The organism is Acidovorax sp. Leaf73, assembly GCF_916855635.1.
Taxonomy (GTDB): domain Bacteria; phylum Pseudomonadota; class Gammaproteobacteria; order Burkholderiales; family Burkholderiaceae_C; genus Acidovorax; species Acidovorax facilis.
Window position 1 is genome coordinate 587,683 of the sequence record NZ_CAKASI010000004.1, and the last position, 24,398, is coordinate 612,080.

The following is a 24,398-nucleotide window of genomic DNA, read 5'->3' on the forward strand; positions in this document are numbered from 1 at the left end:
CGCGAAGGCACTCAGCTGACGAAGCTCTCACAGCCAGACGTTCTTCGCACCAGAGTCCACGCAGCCGTCAACCCGCCAACGCCAGGGCCAGTGGTTGTCGTGCGCGAAAAGCCCATTTCGGCCCCAGACGGAAGGCCTCCAGCCTGCGCGAGGAAGCGGTAGCAAAAAAGAGGTCTTCGGACAAATGGAGGCGTTCAAATACCCGCCGCTGGCGCACCGAGCGGCGGCGCAGATCCCCCTCAAAGGCATTGCCGTCACCGCGCGATTGTTCGAACAATGCTGCCGCGCGCGCCAGGTTCTGCAGCGCCAGGGGTGTCAATGCCGGCACGGCACGCGGTGCGGACAAACGGGCCTGCGCGATAAACGGGTTTTGCCCCACCAGCAACCCCCAGGGCCGACGGCCCTCGACAGGGTCGACACTCAAGGCTTCCAGCTTGGTCAAACCGAAGTCGCGCGCCAGCGTCAGCCGCACGGCCAGCCAGGGATCGGCTTGACGCACTTGCTCAATCGCCTCGCGCGCCACGGATTCACTCCCCGGCAGCGGAAGCACCAGTGAGCCCAACAGGCGCTGCGCGTGCGCATCGCCCTGGTTGGCAGCGGCATGCAGCCACGCAATAGCCTGCTCCGACTCCACCACCGAGTTCGACGCGCGCAGTATCAAAGCCCCCAGCTTGCGCTGCGCCTCGGACTGCCCGGCCATTGCCGCTTTCTCCAGGAAGAAGCGGGCCATCTGCGGGTTGGATACCGACGAGCGGTGGTCTGCATGCGTCGCGTACAAGGCAAGCCATGCATCGTCCCGGCCCGCGTCCGCAGCGCGCAACAACAAGGCCACGCCTTTGCGCAGGTTCAGCGACGTGGCCAGCCGCGCTGGCGCCAGCGTGCCGCTGTCAATTCCGCAACGCGCACGGCCCAGCAGGCACGCAGCGTCCCGATCCCCGCGTACGACAGCCAGCTCCAGGCTGGCCTCAATCTGGTCAGGTGCCAGCCCGCGCAAGGAGTGTTTCTCGCGCTCGGCCCACAAGACCGCCGCCACGACCAGATCCGACAGGGCGTGTGTCAAGCGCGGCGCCACCATCAGCGCCACCCGCAGGCAATCGACCAGCTGGTCCAGTCCCCCTTCTTCACGCGCCTGGCGCGCAGCGATCACCGCGACCTGCACCACGTCCACTGCGGCGCTGGATTGGATCGATTCCACCATCGCCTCCAGGGCGCGGTCCGAGCGTGCACCCTCCACGGCCGCCATGACCTGGCAGGCCTCGACGTGCCCGGCTGCGGCGGCGGTCTCCAGCCACGACTGCCCCGCCGTGACGGAGCTGCGCGTCAACGCCATCCACACGCCCAGCTTGAACTGCGCCAAGGGGCTTCCCGCAGCGGCAGCCTTGTGCAACGCATCTTCCTGTTTCAGGTCCAGCAAGTCCTGCAGCGGCAAACTCTCTGCAATGGCACACGCGGTTTCGGGCAGCTCTCGAACGCTGGGATGCGAGAGGTACTCGATCCCCGTGGCCACATGGCGCGGGAAGCCGTCGCCCCCCACCAAATAACGTCGGCCCGCTTTGCTGCGGGCGGCGGGATCGCCCTGGCGGGCCAGGGTCAGCAATTGAATGTCTTGTCGGCGCATGCTTGGCTCTCTTCAAGGTGTTGCGGGGGCGGCACACCAAAGCGGCTTTTGGCACGCAAACTGGCAAACACCCCCTGCTTTGGACAGGTTTGAAGAATAGAAACGCACGCCTGACAGCGGGATTGCGCGCACATGACATCTCTGTAATGAACCGCCTGGCCTGCCCGCGACCCATGCAAAAAAGCCCGCATCCCCTGGGGGATGCGGGCCAATCGTTTACCTTGGAGACAATTGCCCATCGCAATGGGCAAGAGGAAGACCGCCTGGGGTCTTAGAACGTGTGGCGCAGGCCGAAGTCCAGCCCCTTGGAGTTGTCACCTGCACTGGTCTTGGCACCGTTCAGTGCAAGCGCAGAACCGTTCTTGTTCTTCAGGTACGCGAAGGTGGTGTACAGGGCAGTGCGCTTGGACAGGTTGTGCACGTACCCCACGGCAAACTTGTTCGCCTGCACATTGGTGTCCTGAACGCTGACGCGGGACCACGAAGCGCGGACCAGACCAACGCTGCCCACGGGAGCCGTTGCGCCGATCATGTAGTGGCGAGCCTTCTCGTCGCGGGCCTTGGACTCATCCTGCCCAGCTTCAACCAGCAGCTTGGCCACACCGAAATCGTAAGAACCTCCGATATTGGCATTCGTCACGTCGCCATACGCACCAAGGCTGGACACCGAGCCGTAGCTCACGCCCACATTGAGGGGGCCGTTTTCATAGCCAGCGCGCAACCCATAACCATTGCCGTCATTGGAGCCATTGGCGGCCTCGCCACGGTAGTACTGCACCTGGCCAAAGAACCCACCCAGATTCCTGGGCGTGAAGTACGACACGGAATTGCTGGTACGCGTCTGCATGGCGTAGCCGTAGTTGCTGCCCAGCGAAGTCGTCTTCAGAAGAGCGCCGACGCCGTTGTCGCCGAATGCGTCATAGATGTTGTTGTAGGTCGCAGTGAAATCACGGCCCAGGCGAACTTCGCCCCAGAGGTCATCCATCAGGCTGATGGTCGAGCGACGGTTGAAGTTGAAGGTGTTGCCGACGCCAGTACCGTCGTCCAGGTTGTAACCGGCTTCCAGCCAGAAGCCAGCCTTCATGCCACCACCAAGATCTTCAATACCTCGGAAACCGAGGCGGTTGGAAGCCAGACCACCGCTGCCCACGCTGGTCCGGTTCGTCTCACTGCCGCGGCCCACCTGAACCGCCACGTCGGCCACGCCAAACAGCGTGACAGACGATTGTGCATAAGAGGTTGCGCTGATGGCTGCAAGCACAGCCAATGTGGCGAATTTTTTCATGGTCATCCTTGTTAAGTGGGTTCAATCGGAGTCATGTCCCACGCCTTGTTGGCAGGACATGGTGCAAGCGTAGGCACTGCACCCTCGTGCCCACAGACCGCAGAGCGCAACCACGGGGGACACGCATGCGTCCCCCCCTCGGTTTGGGACAACGCCGTTTCACAGGTGCCACATTCCCTCCGAACTGAAAGGCTGTTGGCGATCCCCGGGAGGCGCGCAGTGGTTTGGCGGGATGGGTACGCCAGACACGGTGTGCAATAGATAGATAGCCTGGACTTGCAAAACCGCTGCAACAGCAGAGGCCGGCTGCAAACACCACGGCCCGAAAGGTTGCCGCGAAATCGGGTGAGGAGACACAACCGCTGATTGCACAAGGGCTAGGGACCCTCTGCACAAATCACCGCGCCGTGTGCAGCTGCGGTCTCGGGCGGTCTGCGGCGTTGCAAATACTCGCAATAGCTGCGGCTATTGCTGCGTTTTTGCGCCTTGCAGCCCATCCCGATCCGCAGCGCCCACTTGCCGCTCGATTCGTGCAGAGGATCCCTAGCGCAAACAGCGCGCCCGAAGCATCCGCGAGGATCATGGTCACACTCCAGACCAATCCTCCCGCGAGGCCGCACACAAGCTCTCACGACTGTTCGTGAATTCGCAACAGTGCATTTCGATCCAGCAAGCTTCTCAAATCCACACGCACCTTCAACAATCCACCAAAGTCAATCCGCAGCTTCCCTCCATCCGTCTGCACTCCACCTTCTTTTTGTCCCTTGAGAAACCGCTGGGATCTCGTCACATGCGCTTGCTTTCCATTGAAGACGAACGATCAACCGCTGCTTACCTGTACAAGGGCTTGACCGAGCATGGCCATGTCGTAGACACGGCGTTCGACGGGGTGGAAGGCCTGCACCTGGCTACCTCAGGGCACTACGACCTCATCCTGCTGGACGTGGGGCTGCCCGGCGCCAGTGGCTGGGAAGTGCTGCAGGGCATTCGGACACAACAACAGACACCGGTGTTTTTCATATCGGGCCGCGACGAGGTCGAAGACCGCGTCAAGGGGCTGCTGCTGGGTGCCGACGACTACATGGTCAAGCCCTTTGCGTTTTCCGAACTGCTGGCACGCATCCAGGTGGTCGCGCGCCGCCGCGCACCCATGTCCGCACCAGAGGGCGTGCTGCGCGTGGGCGAGCTGGAAGTCGATACCGCCCGCCGACGCGTCAAACGGGGCGCGCTGCGCATTGATCTCACCACCCAGGAGTTTGTTCTCCTGGACTATCTGGCCCGCCATGCCGGCCAGGTCGTATCGCGCACCCTGATCGCGCAGAACGTGTGGGACATGCACTTTGACAGTGACACCAATGTGGTCGATGTGGCGGTGCGCCGACTGCGCGCCAAGATCGACGAGCCCTTCGCCGAAAAACTCATTCACACCGTGAGGGGTGTCGGCTATGTCCTTGAGCCCCGGCATAACGCCTAAGGCGCGGTCCATTCTGCGGCGCTCTCTGCCCCTGAAAATCGCGCTGGCGATTTCTTTGATCACCCTGCTGTTGATCACGGCCAGCTTCTGGATGGTGATCTACCTGCTGGGCCAGGATTTCAACGACCTCCTGCCGCTGCTCGCCAGCAACGGAGGCATGGTCCATATCCCTGCAGAGGATTTGCACGCGCGGGGCCATGCCTTTGCCCTGCGCTCATGGCGTGTGTTTGCCATCACGCTGGGTGTCGGCGCGCTGGCCGCGAGCCTCTTCGCATGGTGCACCGCCAAGCTCATCCTGTCCTCGGCCCACCGCCTGGCCAACACGGCCAACCGCATCAGCGCCCAGGCCTTGCACGAACGGCTGGCACCTGAGAACAACATTGCCGAGCTGGAACCTGTGGCCCGGGCGTTCAACCACATGCTCGACCGGCTGGAGGATTCCTTCACCCGCCTGTCGGGTGTGTCAACCGACATTGCGCACGATCTGCGCACTCCCATCCACCGCCTCCTGATGGTCGCGCAGGTCACGCTGGACCGTCCCCGCAGTGCGGACGAATACCGTGCGGTGATCGAGTCGGCTGTGCCAACGTATGAGCGCATGGGGCGGATGATCGAGAACATCCTGTTCCTCGCGCGCGCCGAGAGCCAGCAAAGCGCCGTTCATGCCACCTTCATCCCGCTGGAGCAACGGCTAGGGGCCATCGCAGCCTTCTTCGAACTGCTCGCCCAGGAGCGGGGTTTGGAGCTGGCGCTCCAGGTAGACCAGAGCGCCCACGTCTGGGCTGATGACACCCTGCTCACCCGCGCCACCGGCAACCTGCTGACCAATGCCATTCGCCACGCCCGCCCAGGCAGCACGGTTGTGCTCTCAGGATCGGTGGCATCAAATGGCGGCTGCCATATTTCGGTCTCTAACGAGGGCGAACCCATCGCCCTCAAGCACCAGGCCAGGATTTTTGAACGCGCATACCGGGTTGAAAGTCCGAGCAACGAACAAGCACCCGGCGTTGGCCTGGGGCTGGCCATCGTAAAAAGCACCATGGAATTGCATGGAGGCTTGGTCTACGTGCGCAGCGCCCCAGGCCATCCGACGGTGTTCACCCTGTGGTTCCCGCCACCACCGCCGCGTGCACCGGAGGCTGGGCCATCACGCGGGCGTATCAGCCGGTAGCACGGGGTGCGATCGGGCGGGGACCTTGGGTCGCAAGATCAGCGCGGCGCCTGGACGCCGAACAACCCCGCCCCGTTGTCCCACGCCACCTTGCGCGCCACATCGGTAGGCAATCCACCCAGCCACTGGCGGTAGCCCTGCATCAGGCTTTCGTAGTGCTGCCAGCGCTGGTTGACCCAGGTGTCCGAGCCGATCACGAAGCGCGTGGGGTACTTGAGCAGCAGCGCACGCCAGGCGGGGCACAGCTGGTTGTCGTCGCAGACCAGGCCCGGGCGGTACGAGAGTTCGCCCACCAGGCCGGGGTAGCGCGCCATCAGCGCATCCACCCGCTCCACGGGCGCACCGCCGATGCCGGTGTGGGCCCAGATCAGGCGCGCCTTCTGGCCCTTCGACGGCGTGTGGGCCATCAGCAGGTCGATGGCCACATCGTCCACATGGGCCAGCACCACCAGGTCACGCTCTTCGGCCAGGACCATGAGCTTTTTGGCGACCGGGCCGTCGGCATTGGCGCTGTCGTACAGGTGGAACTCGCCAATGCCCCGGTAGGGCCCGGCCGCCGTGCCGCGCGCCAGCTCGGTCTGCACCATGGTGTAGATGCTCTCGTCGGCAAACCAGCCGGTGTAGTCCGCCCGGTTGCGGTACAGCCGCACAAAGGGCACGACGGTGACGCCCGCCTCGCGCGTCTGCGGCAGGCCCGCCAGCGTGAGCGAACCCGCATTGGGCCGCGAATTGGCAACGATGGCACGCACGCCGCTGGCCTTCATGCGCGCCAGCACATCGGCGGGCGGGTGGGGGCCGGTTTTGCCGTCCCACGCTTCCTCGTTGTAGTGCAGGTGCGCGTCGAACAGGGGGCCGGTGTAGTCGGCCGCGTGGGCCTGAAATCCAAATGCTATTAAAACAATAGCTGCTATCGATTTACAGGCAAGCGGTAGCGGCCAAATTTGCCTCAAAACCTGGATATACGTCGAACTCGCCATGGCGGTCTCCAAACATTGAGCAGTTCATCGCTGCGCCCTGGCGCCTGCAATGGGCGCGCCCCCGCCAGAGACGCCAAGCAAGGGCCGCCCCGCAGCGAGGGCGTCGTGCGCCCTGGGGGAAGGCGCGCAGCGACTCAGGAGGGATTCCAATTCATGCGAGGTGCTTGTCGAAGAACGCCAGGGTGCGGTCGCGTGCCGTCATGGCCGCAGGCTCGTCGTAGCTGCCGCGCTGGTCGCAGTTGAAGCCATGGTCGGCGGCGTAGATGTGCACCTCGGCTCCCGGCTGCGCGCGGGCAAAGGCCTGCACGCTGTCCACGGGGATCCAGTGATCGCGCTCGCCAAAGTGAGCCAGCACAGGCACGCGCGGCTGGCGCGCAGCTTCGTCAGGGCTGGTCATGCCACCACCGTAATAGGGCACGGCGGCCGACAGGCCGGTGAGCGTACAGGCCGCGCGCCAAGTGAGAAGCCCACCCCAGCAAAAGCCCACGATGCCCACCTTGCGGCCGCTTTGCGCGGCGGCGTAGTCGATGGCGGCCTGGATGTCGGGCATCACGCCAGGTGCGGGCAGCGCCTCCACCGCCGCTTTCAGGCCCATGCCAGCCTGCATGTCGTCGCCGGTGTAGCCCAGGTCCACGCCGGGTTTCACGCGGTGGAAGGTCGAAGGCGCCACCGCCAGGTAGCCACGCGCCGCAAAGCGGTCGGCCACGGCGCGAATGTGGGAGTTCACGCCAAAAATTTCCTGCAGCACCACCACGGCGCCACGCGGTGCGGCATCGGGCTGGGCCACCCAGGCCGGAAATACAAAACCGTCACCCGAAGTCAGATCGACAAACTGTCCCATGCTGCAATCTCCTTGATAAAAATGCGCCGGAGTGGAGGTGTGCCTGCTGCAAACCGCTGCCCGCAGCACCCAGAACCTGTTCCAATGCGCCATTCTTGCAGGAGACCCTGATTTCATGGACAAGATCGTCTTAATCACCGGCGCCAGCCGAGGCATTGGCGCCGCCACCGCCCAACTGGCCGCGCGCCAGGGCTGGGCGGTGGCGGTGAACTACCAAGGCAACCAGGCCGCCGCCGATGCAGTGGTGCAGCAGATCCGCGCCGCAGGCGGCACCGCGCTGGCCGTGCAGGCCGATGTCGCCGACGAGGCCCAGGTGCTGGCCATGTTTGCCACCGTGGATACACAACTCGGGCGCATCACCGCCCTGGTGAACAACGCGGGCGTGGTGGACACCACCCAGCGGGTGGACGAAATGAGCGTGGCGCGCCTGCGCCGCATGTTCGATATCAACGTGATCGGCAGCTTTGTCTGCGCCCGCGAGGCCGTGCGCCGCATGAGCACCCGCCACGGCGGCGCGGGCGGCAGCATCGTCAACGTCTCCAGCGCCGCCGCGCGGCTGGGCGCGGCCCACCAGTATGTGGACTACGCGGCGGCCAAGGGCGCCATCGACACCTTCACCATCGGCCTGGCACGCGAGGTGGCGGCCGAAGGCATCCGCGTGAACGCCGTGCGCCCGGGCCTGATCGAGACCGACATCCACGCCAGCGGCGGCCTGCCCGACCGCGTGCGCGACCTGGCCCACCAGGTGCCCATGCAACGCGGCGGCACGGCCGAAGAAGTGGCCGAGGCCATCGTATGGCTGATGTCGGATGCGTCGCCCTACACCACCATGTCATTGCTTGAAGTCTCTGGAGGAAGGTAATGAAGCCCCCCCTGAGTCGCTTCGCGCCTTCCCCCTCTCTCGCTTCGCTGCGCGAAGCGGGAGGGGGACGCCCCCAGCGCGGCGGGGCGGCCCTTGCGCGGGGGCACTGGCCTCGACAGCGCCAAGTCGAAAATCTAGGGGCGACAAGCTTCAAAACGGAAAACTAGTATGGATCTCAAACCGCTCATCACCCTGCTGGCCATCGTGAACCCGCTGGCCATCGTGCCGTTTTTCATCCACTACACGCAGGGCTTTTCGTACCCGCAGCGGCGACGCACCATCCAGGTGGCCAGCTTCAGCGTGTTCTGTGTGATTGCGGCCTGTGCGCTGCTGGGCCTGCAGATTCTGGACTTCTTCAATATCTCGCTGCAGAGCTTTCAGGTGGGCGGCGGAATGCTGCTGCTCATCAGCGCGATGAACATGCTCAACGCCCAGCCCGCTGAGGCCAAGCCCAGCACCAATGAGTACGAAGAAGGGGCCGAGAAGGCAGCAGCGGGCAGCAGCATTGCCGTGGTGCCGCTCACCATCCCGCTGCTCACCGGCCCAGCCAGCATGTCCACGGTGGTGATTTATGCCGACCGCGCACAGACCTTCTGGCAGCACGCGGCGCTGGTGGGCTACGGCGTGGTGATTGCGCTGGCCACGGCCGTGTGTTTTGCGCTGGCCGACCCGATTGCGCGCGTGCTGGGCAAGACCGGCATCAACGTGATGACCCGGCTGATGGGCCTGATCCTGGCCGCCCTGGCCGTGGAGGTGATGGCCGACGGGCTGGGTAAATTGTTCCCCATCCTCGTTGCACGCTGACATGGAATACCCCCTGAGTCGCCTGCGGCGCCTTCCCCCAAGGGGGACGACGCCCTCACTGCGGGGCGGCCCTTGCTCGGCGTCCCTGGCCTGCGCCGCGCCCGTTGCGTTGTCTGCGCGGGGTGCGCAGCACCGGGGATGATTGAGGCATGTCTGCCAAACTCCTTTTGCTCGAAGACGACCCCGCCATAGCCCGCACCGTGGCCTATGCGCTGGAGCGCGATGGCCTTACCGTCACGCACAGTCTGCTGGTACACGATGCGCGCCAGCAACTGCAGCGCGCACGTTTTGACCTGCTGGTGCTGGACGTGGGCCTGCCCGACGGCAGTGGGCTGGACCTGCTGCGCGACGTGCGCAACGCGGCGTCCACGGCCGCCCTGCCCGTGCTGATGCTCAGCGCCCACGGCGAAGAAATCGACCGCGTGCTGGGCCTGGAGCTGGGCGCCGATGACTACCTGACCAAGCCCTTCAGCCCGCGCGAGTTGGCGGCACGCGTGAAGGCGCTGCTGCGCCGCGCGGGCAACGGGAACGGCAATGGCCACCCGGCAACGCCCACCGCCACGGCCTCCGCGCTGTTCCTCGACGACGAGACGGGCCAGCGCATCAGCCTGCGCGGCCAGGCCCTGCCGCTGACCCGGCGCGAATACCGCCTGCTGTCCCACCTGTTGCGAGGCGCAGGCCGCATTCATTCGCGCGACGCGCTGCTGGCCGCTGCCTGGGGCGACGACAGCGAGAGCACCGACCGCACGGTGGACACCCATATCAAGACCCTGCGCGCCAAGCTGCGCGAGGTGGACCCGGGGCGCGAGTACATCAGCACACACCGGGGCATGGGGTACTGTGTTGACATCTGAAGAAAAATTGCCGCCAGTGCTTATCCATCAAGAGCTGACAGCTATCATTTTTAAATGAAATTCCTGCGCCACTGCTTGAAAGGACTGGGCTGGCTGATGCTGGCCCTGGGGGGATTTGCCGCTGTGGGCTTGGCCGCACTGATCGCTGCAAACTGGAACGATGACGCCTTGAGTGAGGCGGCCCAACAGGCGGCGCACTACACTCCGCCCACCGAGCAGTCCCTGCAGGGCAACGGCTATCTGATCCTCATGGGGCTGGACGCACCTGTTGGGAGCGATGCCGTCGAAGACGCCATGGCACTGGGCCGCCAGCGTCTGGAGCGCGAGATCGAGCGCAGGCGTTGGGTGGAGGTCCACGGCGACCAACAGGACGGGATGCCGCCCGCCATCGCTGCAGAGAGCGCCAGCGAGGATGTGCTGCCAACTTGGCTGCGCTGCCCGATCGGCGAACCGGATTGTTTTGCCTGGTTCGCGAAGCGTGGCGATGAAGTGCTGGCCTTAAGGAAGACCCACCACGCTCTGTTGCAACGGGTGACGGCAGCGGCCATTGCACCGCAGTTCAGCAACCCCGCCCCTTTTTACCTGCTGGCTGAATTCCCTCCGTATGCGCGATTGGTGCGTGCCCATGAACTCTGGCTGGCCCAGGCATCGCTGGAATGGATGCGTGGGCAACCACGGCAGGCCATGGACATCGTCCGCCAAGCCGTTCAGGTGCGCAGTCGCCTGGCAAGCAGTTCCAACAGCCTGATTGCTTCCATGATCGCGCTGGCCATGCAGCACCGTGAACTGCGATGGTTCAGCGATGCGATCACACACGGGAAGCTGCAGACACCTCCATCCGTACTCAAGGAGGTCGAACTTCTGCTCGCCACCCCGCCGAGCTCTTTGCACCAGGCTCTGCAAGGCGAAATGCATTTCGTCGCCAGCGTCCTTTACTCCCTCAAAGACCCGGGCTTGTTCACTGGGCCCTGGGGTGAGCCCTCCGCATGGTTGCAGCGCCCTTTGAACAGGGCGAGCAATTGGGCCCTTCTGCCCAAGCAAACGCTCAATCTGTCTATCGGCTACCTGCAACAGATTCAAGCCATCAGCAGCCTGCCAGCGCACCACGTGGAGGCTGCGTTCTCCAATGCCATGCACCAGTGGGACGAAGACAAGGCATGTTCACCCTGGAAGCATTTGCGCAACGCTGCAGGCCTGTGCATGGCAGCAACCGGAATGCCCAGCTATCTAGGCTACATGCAGCGGATTGCAGACATGGACGGCTATCGCCGTCTTGTGCTCTTGCAACGCCGCGCAGCTGCACAGCAGATCTCCTTGGCGGACATGCCCGCCTGGCTGGCGCAATCGCCACAGGAACTGCGCAACCCCTACACCCTGCAGCCGATGCAATGGGACGCGGCTGACAGCAGTCTGGTCTTTGAAGGCCGCGAAAAGCAGACCCAGAACCCAGGCCGGTCCCCGACCTACCGCGTTCGCCTGCGCGACTGAGTGCATAGCCGAATTGCCTGATTCGCGACATGCCTCAAACCAACCCCATACGCCCTGAACCTGTCGAAAGGCTGTTTGCGAGCAGCGCTTTGGCTTCGACTGGATCCGCTCGAACGGAGGGAGAGACAGCGGGGGGAGACATCTGAGACAGGTCACTAATCAAGTCAAATTGGGCTCTTCTAGCGAATGCTAGTGATGCACTCGATAAATGTCGTACGTCGAAATCGCCGTCTACAGACGTGCGGCGAGTTCCATCACTACCACTCGCTATAAGAGCCTCAAATTGACCTCCAGAGCTTATCCAACATGCGCTGACAGCTATCGTTTTTGATAAATACCCAATGACCTATACGCCTCGGCATTTGCCTGCTCTTCGCATTCTTCCTCATCAACGGCATCTCCGCGCTTTTTGTGCTTCGCGTGTTCATGGCCGAGATCAAGCCCAGCGTGCGCGAGGTGATGGAGGACATGATGGTGGACACGGCCAACATCCCGGCCGAGCTGGCCAGCGACGACCTGGCGGCCGTGCTGCTCGCACTGGGGCCTCCGCTCTGCAAGCCCTCAAAAACGATGGCGAATCGACAGTGCCAGGCTATTGACGTCTTTTCCGGGCGCTGCCGCAACGCCACCCAGAAATCCGTTGCCGCCCAACATGTCTTGCGACGTGTTTTTGTTGTTCAGGTGTGTGAGTACGGCATTCAGGTCGGTGCGCTTGGACAGTGCATAGGTGTAAGCCACCCCATACGACGCGCGATCCGCATTGAACGGGCGTTTGTCGTTCATGTTGTTGTAGGCCACGGTCACGGCGTGCACGCCGCTGGTGATGCGGTAGCCAACCTGGAACAGGCGTGCGTCTTGCCGAAAACCCTGAATGAAGGCGTTTTGCACCAGGCCGGCCACTGGTGCCGCGGCAGGGTTGGCAGACAGGACTGCGGAAATGCCGGACAGGTTGGTGGGATGGTCGTCCTTGATGACGCTGAATTGGCCCGACAGGGTGCCCGGCCCGACATCCAGCGTCGCGCCGAGGACAGCGGTCGTCAGCGACTTTTCACCCAGTTCGTTGTTGCGTGTGTTGTAACCGCCGCCGAACGAATAGCCGTTGCCGTTGTACATGGCCATGGCACCCCACAGCCGCCCCGCGCTCGACCGACCAGCGACTTCCCCGGCTGCGTACATCGCGGTGGCGGTGAATCCGTTCCATTGCAGACCGTACTGGAGTGAGTTGCTCACGCGGATATCGAACGAAGCCGGAATCGCCACCAACTGTCCCAGTGACAGGCTGGACTCGGTCTTCATGGCGTCAAAGTTGGCGTTGGCCAAGTAGCCCGGTGTGTACTGTCGCCCGAATGTGAAGGCACCGAACGGGGTGATCAGGCCGGTGAATACTTGCCGATCAAAGAAGTTGTTGCCCAAGTTGACGCCCACGGAATTACCGATCTGGGCGGCCACTGCGGACACAGCAGGCTGAAGCGCAGCGGGCAGGCCCAACGATCCAGCGTTGCTGAGTCGGTCCGGCAGCCGCCCTTGGGAAATGGGGCGGTTGCCCAGTGCGCCGGTGTCAGCTTCGAGCCGCGATTCGAGCGTGAAGACGGCGCGGTATCCACCGCCCAGGTCTTCATTTCCCTTGAATCCGAGGCGCGAACCTTGCATGTTCCCACTGGTAAGGCTGGTCTTAGAGCCGCCGGGTGCTCCGGTGACATGGTGGATGCCAACGTCGACGATGCCGTACATCATCACACTGCTCCCGTCAGCCGCGCTTTGCGCCATGCCAAACGACGAAAAGCACCCAAGCACGGCCGCTGATAGGGCACGCATTTTGTTCATAACTTGTCTCCTGTTGCTGCATGAAATTGGCAGAAGCCCGCGCCACACCGTGGGCAGCTCCGGGTTCAGCCTAGGTGACATGTCTCAAGCGGTAACAGCGGGTAGCACGGGATCGCTGGAGCAACCCGGTCGTACCGACCTGTTTTCGAGCGAAAACGTTGCGCGCTTGCAACTTAGTTAGGCCACGCAACAGGCTTTGCGTCCCCACAGTGCATCTCGTGCCAGATCGCAAGGACTGGGTCGCAGCATCACGCACAGGAAGCCCGCATCGCGCTTCCTGGCCAAATTCACCTTGCGATTCAACCGCCTGTACGATCTGAGCAGCATGTCCGCCAGGCGTGCTACGCACTGCCCGTCCCCCACATCGTCTTGCTCCATACCGATACTCAGCGCTTCTGAGACGCTTTGCCGGTCAAGATTTTTTAAGAGAACTGCCCCATGCGCCTGGGCATCCGCCTGCTGTTCGCCTTCTTCCTGATCAACGGCATCGCCGCGTTTTTTGTGCTGCGCGTGTTCATGGCCGAGATCAAACCCAGCGTGCGCGAGGTGATGGAGGACATGATGGTGGACACGGCCAACATCCTGGCCGAGCTGGCCAGCGAAGACCTGGCCGCCGGGCGGTTGGCGGCGGGGGCCGACAACAGCAGCACCAGTCCGTTTGCGCAGCATGTGCGTCGCTACGCCACGCGGCCCATCGATGCAGCGATCTGGGGTTTCTCCAAGCAGTCACTGGACTACCGCATCTATGTGACCGACACCACGGGCCGAGTGCTGTTCGACTCGGAGAACCGCGCCATCGGCGCCGACTACTCGCAGTGGCGCGACGTGGCCCGCACGCTGCGGGGCGAGTACGGCGCACGCTCCACGCGCGATGTGGAAGACGACGACACCAGCGGCGTGATGCATGTGGCGGCGCCCATCTACGTGAAAGAACAGATTGCAGGCGTGCTGACGGTGGCCAAACCCACCCGCACCGTGCAGCGCTTCATCGACCGCGCCGAGCGCAAGGTGTTCATGGGCGGCCTTTTGCTACTGGCGCTCTCGGCCGCCGTCGGCGTGGCCGTGACGCTGTGGATGGTGTGGAACGTGCGCCGCCTGCGCGACTACGCCTTGAGCGTGCAGGGCCCGGCCGATGGCGAGCGCCATGACCCCGGCGCCCCGCCCACCACGGCGCTGGCCGTGCCCGAGGTACCGGGCGAGCTGGGCGACCTGGCCCGCGCCATGGACCGCATGCGTGCCCGGCTCGAGGGGCGCGATTACATCGAGGGCTACGTGCGCGCGCTGACGCACGAACTCAAAAGCCCTGTGGCGGCGATCCGGGGCGCGGGCGAGCTGCTGCAGGACGAGCTGCCCGCCGCCGACCGTGCCGAATTTGCGACCCAGGTGGTGCAGCAAAGCGAACGCCTGCAGCGCATCATCGACCGACTGCTGGAGCTGTCCAAACTGGAGCAGCGCCACCACGCCGAGGGCCGCGCGCCTGTGGCCCTGCAGGCCTGCGCCGAGGCTGCCATCGGCCAGACACGCGCCCGTGCTGCGCAACGCGGCATCATGCTGGCCCTGTCCGGTACGGGCAGCAACGGCCCCTGGGAGGCCGAGCTGGTGACCATGGCACTGACCAATCTGCTGGACAACGCCATCGACTTTGCGCCCGCAGGCAGCACGGTGCAGGTGGAGCTGGACGGCGCCACCGTGGCCGTGCGGGACCGCGGCCCCGGCGTTCCCGACTACGCCCTGCCCCGCCTGGGCGAACGCTTCTTCACCACCGCGCGGCCAGGCGGCGAGCGCAGCGGATCGGGCCTGGGGCTGGCCATCGTCAAGCGCGTGATGGCGCTGCACGGGGGGCAGATGGTGGTGGGCAATACCGGGCCTGGGTTGCGCGTGGCGCTGGAGTTTCCCGCCAGTTAATGCGAGCGGCGCAGGTGTAGAGCGAGCCCCACCACCAGCAAGGCCAGTGCCACCCCATCCACCCGCACGACCGTCACCAGCGGGGCGCTGAGCGCGCTGCCCCGCTGCAGCCACGACAGCAGCAGAAACGACACCACGCTCACCAGCCCCGCCACCAGGCCCAGCCGATGCAGATCGGGGCGCAGGGCTGCATAGCCCATGAAGGCGGCCAGCAGCCCGAAAAGCACGGCCCGGTGCCGCAACAGCAGCTCCACGCCTGCATCCTGCACCGGGGTGCCGTACAGCTGCGCCAGCTTGCCCGCCCCGAGCACGCCCACCAGCGGCAGTGCATGGACCACTGCCACCAAGACCAGAATCAACGGAACCCCATAGCGCATGCCGCCCCCTAAAACGTGTTTCTTTTAGCCATGCGCCGTTTGTAGGTGCAAGGAGTTCGGCCGTCGATGACCTGACAGGTCATGCCGACACAACGCCCGACTTCACACTGGCCTCACAAACTTCATAGCGCCCTCACACCGGGCCCCAACACTGCCTCCACAACATCATTTGTGGAGGATCTCTTGCTCAAACACCCCTTGTTCACCAAACTGGCCGCGCTGGCCGCCATCACCGTGCTGCTTCTCTTTGGCCTCGGCATGATCGAAGACGTGGTGCGCGACCGGTTGCGTTACCGCAGCATCACCGCCCAGAGCGTGGCCGAAAGCCTGGCCGGACCGCAGACGCTGATGGGCCCGATGATCCACAGCGCCTGTGTGGAGAGCTGGGAGGTAGAGACCGGCAAGGGCGACGAGCGCCGCATGGTGGAGCAGCGCCGCGAGTTCCTGCTGACCGCCATGCCCGAGCAGCTCAAGCTCAGCACCGGCGCCGCGATGGAAGAGCGTGCGCGCGGCCTGCACAAGGTGAACACCTTCAACCTCAAGGCCCACGTGACGGCGCAGTGGGGGCCGCTGGCGAGCCTGGTGCCGCAAAGCAGCATGAAAAACTCGCGCATGCACTGCGGTGCACCCATCGTCATGATGGCCGTGGGCGACGCGCGTGGCATCCGCACCGCGCAGTTCACCCTGGATTCGCAGACCCTGGCCCTCAAGCCCGGCACCTTCCACCCCACTTACAGCCGGGGCCTGCATGCGGCACTGCCAGAATCGGTGCGCGGCAAGGCCGACGGACTGACCGCCACGCTGGACCTGGAACTGGTGGGCACCGAACGCCTGGCCTTTGTGCCGCTGGGTGGCAACACCGAGGTGCAGATGACCAGCAGCTGGCCCCACCCGTCGTTCGGGGGCCGCTTTCTGCCGTCGGAGCGCGAGGTCAAGAAGACCGGTTTCGCGGCCCAGTGGCGCCTGTCGTCGCTGGCCACCACGGCGCAGGCCGACATTGCCAACGGCAAACGCATCTGCCTGGGCGGCACAGACGATGGCGGCCACAGCGACTATGTGCCCGGAGGCGCCACCCCCGGCGACTGCGCCGACAGCTTCAGCGTGGCCTTCATCGACCCGGTGAACCCCTATTCCCTGTCGGACCGCGCCACCAAATATGGCGTGCTGTTCATTGCCCTCACCTTCGTGGCCGTGGGCCTGTTCGAGCTGATGAAGAAGCTGCGCGTGCACCCGGTGCAGTACCTGCTGGTGGGCAGCGCACTGTGCAGCTTCTTCCTGCTGCTGGTGAGCCTGTCGGAGCACCTGCCGTTTGGCATCTCGTACGCCGTGGCCGCCAGCGCCTGTGTGCTGCTGCTCGCTTACTACGCCAGCCACATGCTGGGTGGGCTGGCGCGGGGCATTCCGCTGGGCGGGGGCATCGCGGTGCTGTATGGCCTGCTGTACGTGCTGCTGCAGCTGGAGCAGACGGCCCTGGTGGTGGGTGCCATTGCGCTGTTCCTGGTACTGACCGCTGTGATGGTGCTGACGCGCAAGGTGAACTGGTACGGCCTGTCGCAGGGCAACACCCCGCCCCGCCGCCCGATGGCGCCACCGGAGGTGCGCCCTCCCGCCCCACCGGCTGCGCGCCCCGCCACGCCCCCTACACCGCCGGTGAGCGCTGTATGACAACGCGCACCACGCCACTGTCCTGGGCACAGCACCTCACCGGCCCGGCCGCAGGCGCTGCCGCGCTCCCGCCCACCCTGACGCTGGCCGAAGCGGAGCGCGTGCAGCGCCACCGCGACCAGCTGATGGCGGCCCTGCGGGCGCAAGACCGGGTGGCGCTGGTCTGCGCCAAGCAGCAGGTCCTGGAGGCTGCGTTCTGCCCGCGCAGCGATGCCAACCCCGTGGGTGCGCAGGATTCACCCGCCGTGCGCCGGGCCCTGCGGGATCTGTCATGGCGCATGGCTGCGCTGATACTGCCCCGCACCGCAGGGCACTGAAGCAGCGTCGAAATATTGAAAGAATATGGCCCTAGCGCTTTACTGAAAAGCGCTAGCAGCTATCAAAGTTAAAGCAAATTCGCTGCACTTACACCACCACTGTGCGGTTGCGACCTTCGCGCTTGGCTGCGTAGAGCGCTGAATCCAGCGCGCGCAGGGTGATGTCGAGAGGGCGCAGGGGATCGAAGTTGGATAGCCCCATGCTCACGGTCAGCGCCAAGGGCGGCGTCACCCCCGGCACCGGGTGGGTGGTCAGCGCGTCATGCACACGCTGCGCCACCGCCTGGGCCTGCTCCACCCGGGTAGCAGGCAACAGGGCCAGAAACTCCTCGCCGCCCCAGCGGCTCACCATGTCTGCCGCGCGGAACACATCGCGGCAGAGCGTGGCAAAAAGCTGCAGGGCCTGGTCGCCCACATGGTGGCCATGCACGTCGTTGACGCGCTTGAAGTGGTCGATGTCCATCATCAGCAGACAGGCGGGTTCACCGTCGCGCCGCAAAAGGGCCTGCTCCTGCAAAAGGCGCGCGGTGAACGAGCGCCGGTTGGCCAGGCCGGTCAACACATCGGTATGGGCCAGCACGGCCATCTGGCGGCGCGCTTCTTCCAGCTCCACCAGCATCTGGCCCTGGCGGTCGTTGGCGCGCTTGAGCTCCAGCAGGCGGACACCTGGCGCGCCAGCGCACACAACATGTCCTGGGCCTTTTGGGACAGATGGCGCGGCCGGTGGTCCAGCACGCAGAGCGTGCCCAGGGCATAACCATCGGGCGTGACCAGCGGCGCCCCGGCATAGAAGCGGAGCGGATTTTCTTGGGTCACGATGCTGAAGTGCGCAAAACGCGCATCCTTCGCCAGGTCGGGCACGATGAACACGCCGGGCTGCCGCACGGCGTAGCGGCACACGGACTGGTCCAGCGGGGTTTCCCGCAGCGGGAGCCCCACTGAGGCCTTGAACCACTGGCGGTGGCTGTCGAGCAGGCTGATCAGGGCGACCGGGGCTTCGCACACATGGGCCGCAATCCCTGCCAGGTCGTCGTAGGCGAGCTCCATCGGCGTGTCGAGAATGCCATAGCGCTGCAGAGCTTGGAGACTTGCGGCCTCGTCGTACAGAGCCACAGGGGAAGAGGTTTCGGCCATGAAGCACAGCGGTCATGCCGCCCACTTGCCTAGAGACTTGGCAGCATGCCACACCGGCGCGGCCTGCGCACGGGGGTAAGAGCCTGTTGACGCTCTCAGGCCATTGCCGCTGGCTCGGTGGCGCCAACACCGGCCGAAGTGTCGGAGCAGGTCGATCCACCACAGCCCTGGATCAGCTCGCCCGGCAGCGCGTGCGGCGCGTGCACCACGCCCGAGACCGGGTCAAAGCCCACACGGCGCAAGTGCAGGGCCAGCGCAGCGTCCATGCTCTGGGCGTGCTGCGGAAACCACAGCGCCAGTTCGCTGGCCATCACACGCAGCACTTGCAGGTCGCCTTGCTGGGCCCTCACCACCCCTTCGCGCATGACCTGCAGCACCACCCGGTGCTGCATGCTGTGGCAGTTGCCCGAGGCAAAACGGGTGGACGCCATCCAGGCGTCCTCCTGCGCAAAATGGTGATCGGTGTGCTCCACGAGCGCATGCCAGGTCGAGAGCAGCTGCGCATCGTCGGCCCGGTCCACGGCGGCCAGCAGGTCCACGAATTCGCGGTGGGTGTCGTCCATCAGGGGCAGGTCCAGGGCCAGCGCGTCCGACCATTCGAGTTGTGCCATGGGAATCCCTTTGCAGCGAGACAAAAACAGGGCACGAGCTTATGCCGCCAGCCACCAGGGCGTGTTGATGCAGGTCAGTTCGGCATCAACCGCTCAGCACCATCCGGACCCCACAACAAAAAATGCCCCGCACGGGGCGGGGCATTGTGAAGACTGACAGCGGCTGGGAGTACCGGCCACTGAGAGGTCCCCAGCGGATCAGCTCTTGCCGTACATGCGCTTCATGTCGTCTACACACTTGGACTTGGCATCACCCGACAGCGCATCGCAGCGCTCCTTGGCGGCCTTGTAGTTGGCGTCGTTCTTTTCAGCGTTGGCATCCTTGCGGGCCTCTGCCACGGCGGCGCCCTTTTCGGCGGCGTTGTCAGCAGGCTTGGCCTGCGCTGCGGCAACCTTGGCATCTTCCTTGGCCTTCACCTGGGCAGCCTTGGCGTCCTTTTCACAGACATCCTTTTCATTGCCCTTCAGGTCATCGCATTTTTCCTTGGCGACAGAGTAGGCAGCGTCAGCGCGGGCTTCTGCCACCTTCTGGGTGGCCTTGGGGCTCGGCTTGTACTGGGCTTCCAGTTCTGCCTTGGCCACATCTTCCTTGCCCTTGGCTTCCTTCACACAGATGTCCTTGGCGTTCGCCTTCAGGGCATCACACTTTTGTTTGTCGGCCTTGTAGTCGGCCGAGATGCGCTCCTTGGCGGCCTTGTGCTCGGGTTCGGTCATGGCGAAGGCAGAGGTTGCCAGCAGGCCGGCAGCCACGGATGCGATCAGAGTACGTGCGAATTTCATGGGTTTCTCCTCGGGATTGGGTGATTCAGGGGTGTCCAGCTGTCTGCACCAGGGTGCGGGAGCCGTCGTTTCCCGTGTTGCTGCAGGGCAGGGGCCGGGCCCCTGCGCCGGGCAACCGGTCAGTCGTTGAAGCGGAAGTCCGGGTGGCGTTCTTGCCATTCCTTGAGCTGCTTTTCGGCTGCGTCGCGGGCAATGCCCTGGCGCTCCTGCAGCTTGCCCAGGAACTGTTCACGCTTGCCATCAATGACGTCAAAGTCATCGTTCGTGAGCTTGCCCCACTGTTCAATCATCTTGCCTTTGAACTGCTTCCAGTTGCCCTTGAGGGTGTCTTCGTTCATGGTCTTCTTCCTTGCGGTTGTTTCGCTGCGGCCATGCCACCGATATGGCGGTAAACGGTGCCGGTCAGCGATGAGCCCACTGTAGAAACCCCGCGGCGCGCCACACGTAGGCAGTCAGAGGCAGAGAACGTCGGCCTGTGGACTACACCGATGCCAGACAAGCCGCTCAGGATCGCCGCTCAGAAAACCGTGGGTGAATACGCCATAGTCGAAACCGACCTCATTGGGTAAAAAGTTGCATTTAGTGACTTTTGTAGTCATTCATAACGATTTAGCCCGAGTGGCTCCCAGTTGCAAATCCATACACTTGATTCACCGGCCTTGGCACCCAGGGCAGAGCTACCAACGCAGACGGCCCGTGCACGCAATGCGTTGGAAGGCTCTACGCAGGGTGTTGCTCGCGTGACAAACAACTAGCAGAACCACCATGACACTGTTGAAAGAGGAGCCTTGCGCAGCAGCGCCTGCCGAGGTCGCAGAGGGAATCGACACCACAAAGCCGGCTCCGCGCCCGGCCCCGTTGCCCAAGGAGGCCACGCTCGCCGCCCTGATGGCCAGCGTGGCGTTGGCGGCCTGTGGTGGTGGTGACGCGGCTGATGAAACCGTGAGCCCGCCCACGACGCCAACACCGGGCTCTGCGCCCCCCCCTGGCCCGGCACCTGCGCCTGGCCCGGCCCCCGCACCGGGTCCCGCCACGCCGCCCGCCCCAGGGCCTGCACCAGCACCCGGCCCCACACCCGCTCCAGGGCCTGCGACGCCGCCGCCCCCACCGCCAGCCCCGGGAGCTGGAAGCTACACCTACACACGGGCCGACACCGACCAGGAAGCGGCGCGGTTCCTCCTGCAAGCGCAGTTCTCGGCATCCACCGGCGAAATCGCCACCCTGCGCGCCAGCACCTACGACAGCTGGATCAACAACCAGTTCAGCCTGCCCGTCGGCACCAAGGGGTGGGACTGGCTGAACCAGCGCGGGTACAACACGGTGGACAACGCCACGTCGTACTACGACAACACCTACCCGGGCGACTACATGATCTGGCAGCAGCTCATGACATCCAGCGACGGCTTGCGCAAGCGCGTGGCACTCGCGCTGTCCGAGATCTGCGTGGTATCGCTCTCGGGCCTGGACTTCAGCTGGCGCAGCCATGCCATCGCCCACTACTGGGACCAGCTGGTTGCCAATGCCTTCGGCAACTTCCGCAAGCTGCTGGAGGACGTGACCCTCAACCCCGCGATGGGCTACTACCTCAACACGCGCGGCAACCAGAAGGAAAACCCCTCCACCGGCCGCCAGCCCGATGAGAACTATGCCCGTGAGATCCTGCAGCTGATGTCCATCGGGCTCGTGGAGCTGAACCAGGATGGCACAGCCAAGCGCAATGGCTCGGGCCAGGTGGTCGATAGCTATACCCAGAGCGACATCACCAACCTGGCACGCGTGTTCACAGGCTACGACTACGACCAGTCGCAAAATGCCCCGACCACTGTGCCTGGCACCACGCGCACCGTGCCCAGCACCCATTTCACGCGGCTGCCCATGGCACTCAACGAGTCGCGGCACTCCACGTTGGCCGCCACCTTCCTGGGCACCACGGTTGCCGCTGGCACACCCGGTGCGGCGGCGCTCACAACGGCGCTGGACACCATCTTCAACCACCCCAACGTGGCGCCGTTCATCGGCAAGCAGCTGATCCAGCGCCTGGTCACCAGCAACCCGTCACCCGGCTACATCAGCCGTGTGGCGGCCGCTTTCAACAACAACGGCCTCGGCGTGCGGGGCGACCTGCGGGCCGTGGTCAAGGCTGTGTTGCTCGACGACGAAGCCCGCGCGCCCGCCGGGCTCACGGACCCCATGTTCGGCCGCCTGCGCGAGCCCATGCTGCGCTTTGTGCAGTGGGGCCGCACCTTTGGCATCGCGTCGCAATACGGCAGCTGGAAGATCGGCGACCTCAGCTCGGCCGGCTCGCGCCTGGCGCAGAGCCCGCTGCGCTCACCGTCGGTGTTCAACTTCTTCCGGCCGGGCTATGTGCCGCCTTCAACGGCATTGGCCACGGCCGGTGCCGTGGCGCCCGAGTTCCAGCTGGTCAACGAGAGCAGCGTGGGCGGTTACCTCAACTACATGCAGGGCGTGATCCGCAACGGTATCTTCGTGAACGCGCCAGACCTGCCCAACAACACCAACAACGGCAACAACGGCAACAACGGCTTCGACATCAAGGCGGCCTATACCAACGAACTGGCTATCGTGGCCGATGCCGATGCGCTCGTGGACCGGATCAACCTGCTCATGACGGCTGGCCAGCTGTCTGCAGCCACCGTCAAGCTCATCGCAGACGCCCTCAAGACGACCCCCGTCACGGCGGCAAGCACGGACAACGCCAAACGTGACCGCGTGGCGGCCGCAATTTTCCTCGTCATGGCCTCGGCCGAATACCTGATCCAAAAATAAGGCGCGCCGCCATGCATCTCCTCCAACCCGACCTCCACTCCCGCCGCGCTTTTCTGCGCCGCTCGGCACAGCTGGGCATGGCAGGCACCGCCCTGCCCTTTGCGCTCAATCTCGCCGCCGTGGGCGAAGCCGCAGCTTTCACGGCCACCGACTACAAGGCGCTGGTCTGCGTCTTCCTGTACGGCGGCAACGACTACGCCAACACCGTCATTACCTATGACGACGACAGCTACAACAAATACAGCGCCGCGCGCGGAGGCGGTGCCGGACAGACGGCGGGGGGCATTGCCCTGGCCAAGTCCGCCCTGACCCCCACCCTGCTCGCGCCCACCACGCCACTGGCCGGTGGGCGCCAGTACGCGCTGCACCCTGCCATGACCGGGCTGACCAACCTGTTCAACACCGGCAAGGCAGCCGTGCAGCTGAACGTGGGCCCCCTGGTGGTTCCACTCACGCGTGCGCAATACAGCGGCAGCAACCGTGCGCTGTACCCGCTGCCCCCCAAGCTGTTCTCGCACAACGACCAGCAATCGGTCTGGCAGTCGTCCTCGCCCGAAGGCTCCACCGTGGGCTGGGGCGGCAACATCGGCGACCTGGCGCTGTCCTCCAACGGCAGTTCGCTGTTCACCTGCATCTCCGTCACGGGCAATGCGGTGTTCCTCTCGGGCGACTCCGCGCTGCAGTACCAGGTCAGCACCAACGGTGCGATCCCGATCAACGGCGTCAAAAGCAATGTCTACGGCTCCACGGCCGTGCGCGCAGCGCTGACCTCGCTGATCCAGCAAACCAGCGGCCAGACGCTGGAGAACGAATACAACCGCGTCACCGCGCGGGCTGTGGGCGCCGAGGCTTCCATCACCTCCGGGCTGGCCGGTGTCACGCTGGCCACGGCCTTCCCCACCAGCAATTCGCTGGCCGACCAGCTCAAGATGGTCGCCCGCCTTATTGGTGCACGCACCGCATTGGGCAGCAAACGGCAGGTGTTCATGGTGTCGCTGGGCGGGTTCGACCTGCATGACAACCTGATCTCGCAGCAGCCCACGCTCATGCAGCGCGTGAGCGAAGCCATGACCGCGTTCTACAACGCCACGGTCGAACTGGGCGTGGCCGACAAGGTGACGGCGTTCACGGCCTCGGACTTCGGCCGCACGCTCAGCTCCAACGGCGACGGCTCGGACCACGGCTGGGGCAGCCACCATCTCATGGTGGGTGGCGCAGTCAAGGGCAAGGCCTTCTATGGCAAGGCGCCGCCAGTCAGCATCACCAACACTGCCGATGCCAACGACCAGTGGCATGTGGGCCAGGGCCGCCTGCTGCCCAGCACCTCGGTGGACCAGTACGCGGCCACGCTGGCCAGCTGGTTTGGCGTGAGCAACAGCGAACTGGCGGGCGTGCTGCCCAACCTGAGCCACTTTGGCGGGGCCGACTACCCGACCAACCTGGGTTTCATGGCGTGATGTGAGCCCCCCCTGAGCGGCTGCGCCACTTCCCCCCGCTCTCGTAGCGCTGCGCGCTGCGGGCGGGGGGACGCAGCCCTCACTGCGGGGCGGCCCTTGCTTGGCTGCCCTTGTCCCGGAGGGCGCCCGTTTCACAGGCTGCCCGGAAGCTGCAAGCCCCAATAATG

22 protein-coding genes and 1 pseudogene are annotated in these 24,398 nt (G+C 64.7%); 12 read left to right on the plus strand and 11 right to left on the minus strand.

Going from position 1 to position 24,398, the window contains the following annotated elements:
• Positions 1-67 precede the first annotated feature (67 nt).
• Both LPA35_RS16010 and LPA35_RS16015 read right to left on the minus strand, forming a co-directional pair.
• Entirely contained in the window at positions 68-1,618 is a 1,551-nt protein-coding gene (locus tag LPA35_RS16010; protein ID WP_121507831.1) for a tetratricopeptide repeat protein, read from the minus strand.
• Positions 1,619-1,889: 271 nt separating this feature from the next.
• Positions 1,890-2,903: a porin gene (locus tag LPA35_RS16015; RefSeq protein WP_057228604.1), complete on the minus strand. Its 1,014-nt coding sequence runs from the start codon at positions 2,901-2,903 to the stop codon at positions 1,890-1,892.
• A gap of 790 nt (positions 2,904-3,693) precedes the next feature.
• On the opposite strand from LPA35_RS16015, the gene LPA35_RS16020 reads away from it, so the two are divergent.
• Both LPA35_RS16020 and LPA35_RS16025 read left to right on the plus strand, forming a co-directional pair.
• Entirely contained in the window at positions 3,694-4,377 is a 684-nt protein-coding gene (locus LPA35_RS16020) for a heavy metal response regulator transcription factor (RefSeq protein WP_228897631.1), read from the plus strand.
• Between the two features lie 55 nt (positions 4,378-4,432).
• Positions 4,433-5,548, plus strand: a complete 1,116-nt coding sequence (locus LPA35_RS16025; protein WP_228897632.1) for a heavy metal sensor histidine kinase — start codon at positions 4,433-4,435, stop codon at positions 5,546-5,548.
• Positions 5,549-5,586: 38 nt separating this feature from the next.
• Here the strand turns inward: LPA35_RS16025 and LPA35_RS16030 are convergent, their stop codons facing one another.
• Positions 5,587-6,525, minus strand: a complete 939-nt coding sequence (locus LPA35_RS16030; RefSeq protein WP_228897633.1) for an amidohydrolase — start codon at positions 6,523-6,525, stop codon at positions 5,587-5,589.
• Between the two features lie 151 nt (positions 6,526-6,676).
• Positions 6,677-7,366 (minus strand): dienelactone hydrolase family protein, encoded by a 690-nt coding sequence (locus LPA35_RS16035; RefSeq protein WP_055402028.1) that lies wholly within the window; start codon positions 7,364-7,366, stop codon positions 6,677-6,679.
• A gap of 115 nt (positions 7,367-7,481) precedes the next feature.
• Between LPA35_RS16035 and LPA35_RS16040 the strand changes: the two genes are divergently transcribed.
• From LPA35_RS16040 to LPA35_RS16060, 5 genes and pseudogenes are all read left to right on the plus strand, one after another.
• Positions 7,482-8,228: an SDR family oxidoreductase gene (locus LPA35_RS16040; protein ID WP_121423008.1), complete on the plus strand. Its 747-nt coding sequence runs from the start codon at positions 7,482-7,484 to the stop codon at positions 8,226-8,228.
• 168 nt (positions 8,229-8,396) lie between these two features.
• Positions 8,397-9,032, plus strand: coding sequence for a MarC family protein (locus tag LPA35_RS16045; protein ID WP_055402029.1), 636 nt, complete (start codon positions 8,397-8,399; stop codon positions 9,030-9,032).
• Positions 9,033-9,181: 149 nt separating this feature from the next.
• On the plus strand, positions 9,182-9,886 hold the full coding sequence (locus LPA35_RS16050) for a response regulator (RefSeq protein WP_228897634.1): 705 nt from the start codon (positions 9,182-9,184) through the stop codon (positions 9,884-9,886).
• A gap of 54 nt (positions 9,887-9,940) precedes the next feature.
• Positions 9,941-11,374: a hypothetical protein gene (locus LPA35_RS16055; RefSeq protein WP_228897635.1), complete on the plus strand. Its 1,434-nt coding sequence runs from the start codon at positions 9,941-9,943 to the stop codon at positions 11,372-11,374.
• A gap of 348 nt (positions 11,375-11,722) precedes the next feature.
• Positions 11,723-11,917, plus strand: a pseudogene (locus tag LPA35_RS16060) (two-component system sensor histidine kinase CreC); the annotation flags it as partial.
• Between the two features lie 18 nt (positions 11,918-11,935).
• Here the strand turns inward: LPA35_RS16060 and LPA35_RS16065 are convergent.
• A complete protein-coding gene (locus tag LPA35_RS16065; RefSeq protein ID WP_228897636.1) occupies positions 11,936-13,198 on the minus strand; it encodes a porin in 1,263 nt (420 codons plus the stop codon).
• Between the two features lie 438 nt (positions 13,199-13,636).
• On the opposite strand from LPA35_RS16065, the gene creC reads away from it, so the two are divergent.
• Positions 13,637-15,103: a two-component system sensor histidine kinase CreC gene (creC, locus tag LPA35_RS16070; RefSeq protein WP_228897637.1), complete on the plus strand. Its 1,467-nt coding sequence runs from the start codon at positions 13,637-13,639 to the stop codon at positions 15,101-15,103.
• On the opposite strand, the gene LPA35_RS16075 is transcribed toward creC, so the two are convergent.
• A complete protein-coding gene (locus LPA35_RS16075) occupies positions 15,100-15,480 on the minus strand; it encodes a phosphopantetheine adenylyltransferase (RefSeq protein WP_228897638.1) in 381 nt (126 codons plus the stop codon). The genes creC and LPA35_RS16075 overlap by 4 nt on opposite strands.
• A 183-nt stretch (positions 15,481-15,663) precedes the next feature.
• On the opposite strand from LPA35_RS16075, the gene creD reads away from it, so the two are divergent.
• Positions 15,664-17,145 carry a cell envelope integrity protein CreD gene (creD, locus tag LPA35_RS16080; protein ID WP_228897639.1) on the plus strand — a complete coding sequence of 494 codons (1,482 nt, stop codon included), beginning with the start codon at positions 15,664-15,666 and terminating at the stop codon, positions 17,143-17,145.
• The gene (locus tag LPA35_RS16085; RefSeq protein ID WP_228897640.1) at positions 17,142-17,462 is read left to right on the plus strand and encodes a hypothetical protein; all 321 of its coding nucleotides are present in this window, start codon (positions 17,142-17,144) and stop codon (positions 17,460-17,462) included. The genes creD and LPA35_RS16085 overlap by 4 nt, the downstream gene beginning before the upstream one ends.
• 88 nt (positions 17,463-17,550) lie before the next feature.
• Here LPA35_RS16085 and LPA35_RS16090 read toward each other — a convergent pair whose 3' ends face one another.
• The 5 genes from LPA35_RS16090 to LPA35_RS16110 form a co-directional block, all read right to left on the minus strand.
• Positions 17,551-18,081 (minus strand): GGDEF domain-containing protein, encoded by a 531-nt coding sequence (locus tag LPA35_RS16090; protein WP_370641458.1) that lies wholly within the window; start codon positions 18,079-18,081, stop codon positions 17,551-17,553.
• A complete protein-coding gene (locus LPA35_RS16095) occupies positions 18,018-18,596 on the minus strand; it encodes a GAF domain-containing protein (protein ID WP_228897641.1) in 579 nt (192 codons plus the stop codon). Before LPA35_RS16095 ends, LPA35_RS16090 begins: the two co-directional genes overlap by 64 nt.
• Before the next feature lie 95 nt (positions 18,597-18,691).
• Positions 18,692-19,207, minus strand: coding sequence for a hemerythrin domain-containing protein (locus tag LPA35_RS16100; RefSeq protein ID WP_228897642.1), 516 nt, complete (start codon positions 19,205-19,207; stop codon positions 18,692-18,694).
• A 198-nt stretch (positions 19,208-19,405) separates the two neighbouring features.
• Positions 19,406-19,987, minus strand: coding sequence for a hypothetical protein (locus LPA35_RS16105; RefSeq protein ID WP_121507841.1), 582 nt, complete (start codon positions 19,985-19,987; stop codon positions 19,406-19,408).
• 119 nt (positions 19,988-20,106) lie between these two features.
• Entirely contained in the window at positions 20,107-20,325 is a 219-nt protein-coding gene (locus tag LPA35_RS16110) for a CsbD family protein (RefSeq protein ID WP_055398709.1), read from the minus strand.
• 427 nt (positions 20,326-20,752) lie between these two features.
• Between LPA35_RS16110 and LPA35_RS16115 the strand changes: the two genes are divergently transcribed.
• The gene (locus tag LPA35_RS16115; RefSeq protein ID WP_228897643.1) at positions 20,753-22,774 is read left to right on the plus strand and encodes a DUF1800 family protein; all 2,022 of its coding nucleotides are present in this window, start codon (positions 20,753-20,755) and stop codon (positions 22,772-22,774) included.
• A gap of 11 nt (positions 22,775-22,785) precedes the next feature.
• A complete protein-coding gene (locus tag LPA35_RS16120) occupies positions 22,786-24,231 on the plus strand; it encodes a DUF1501 domain-containing protein (protein ID WP_121421982.1) in 1,446 nt (481 codons plus the stop codon).
• Positions 24,232-24,398 lie beyond the last annotated feature (167 nt).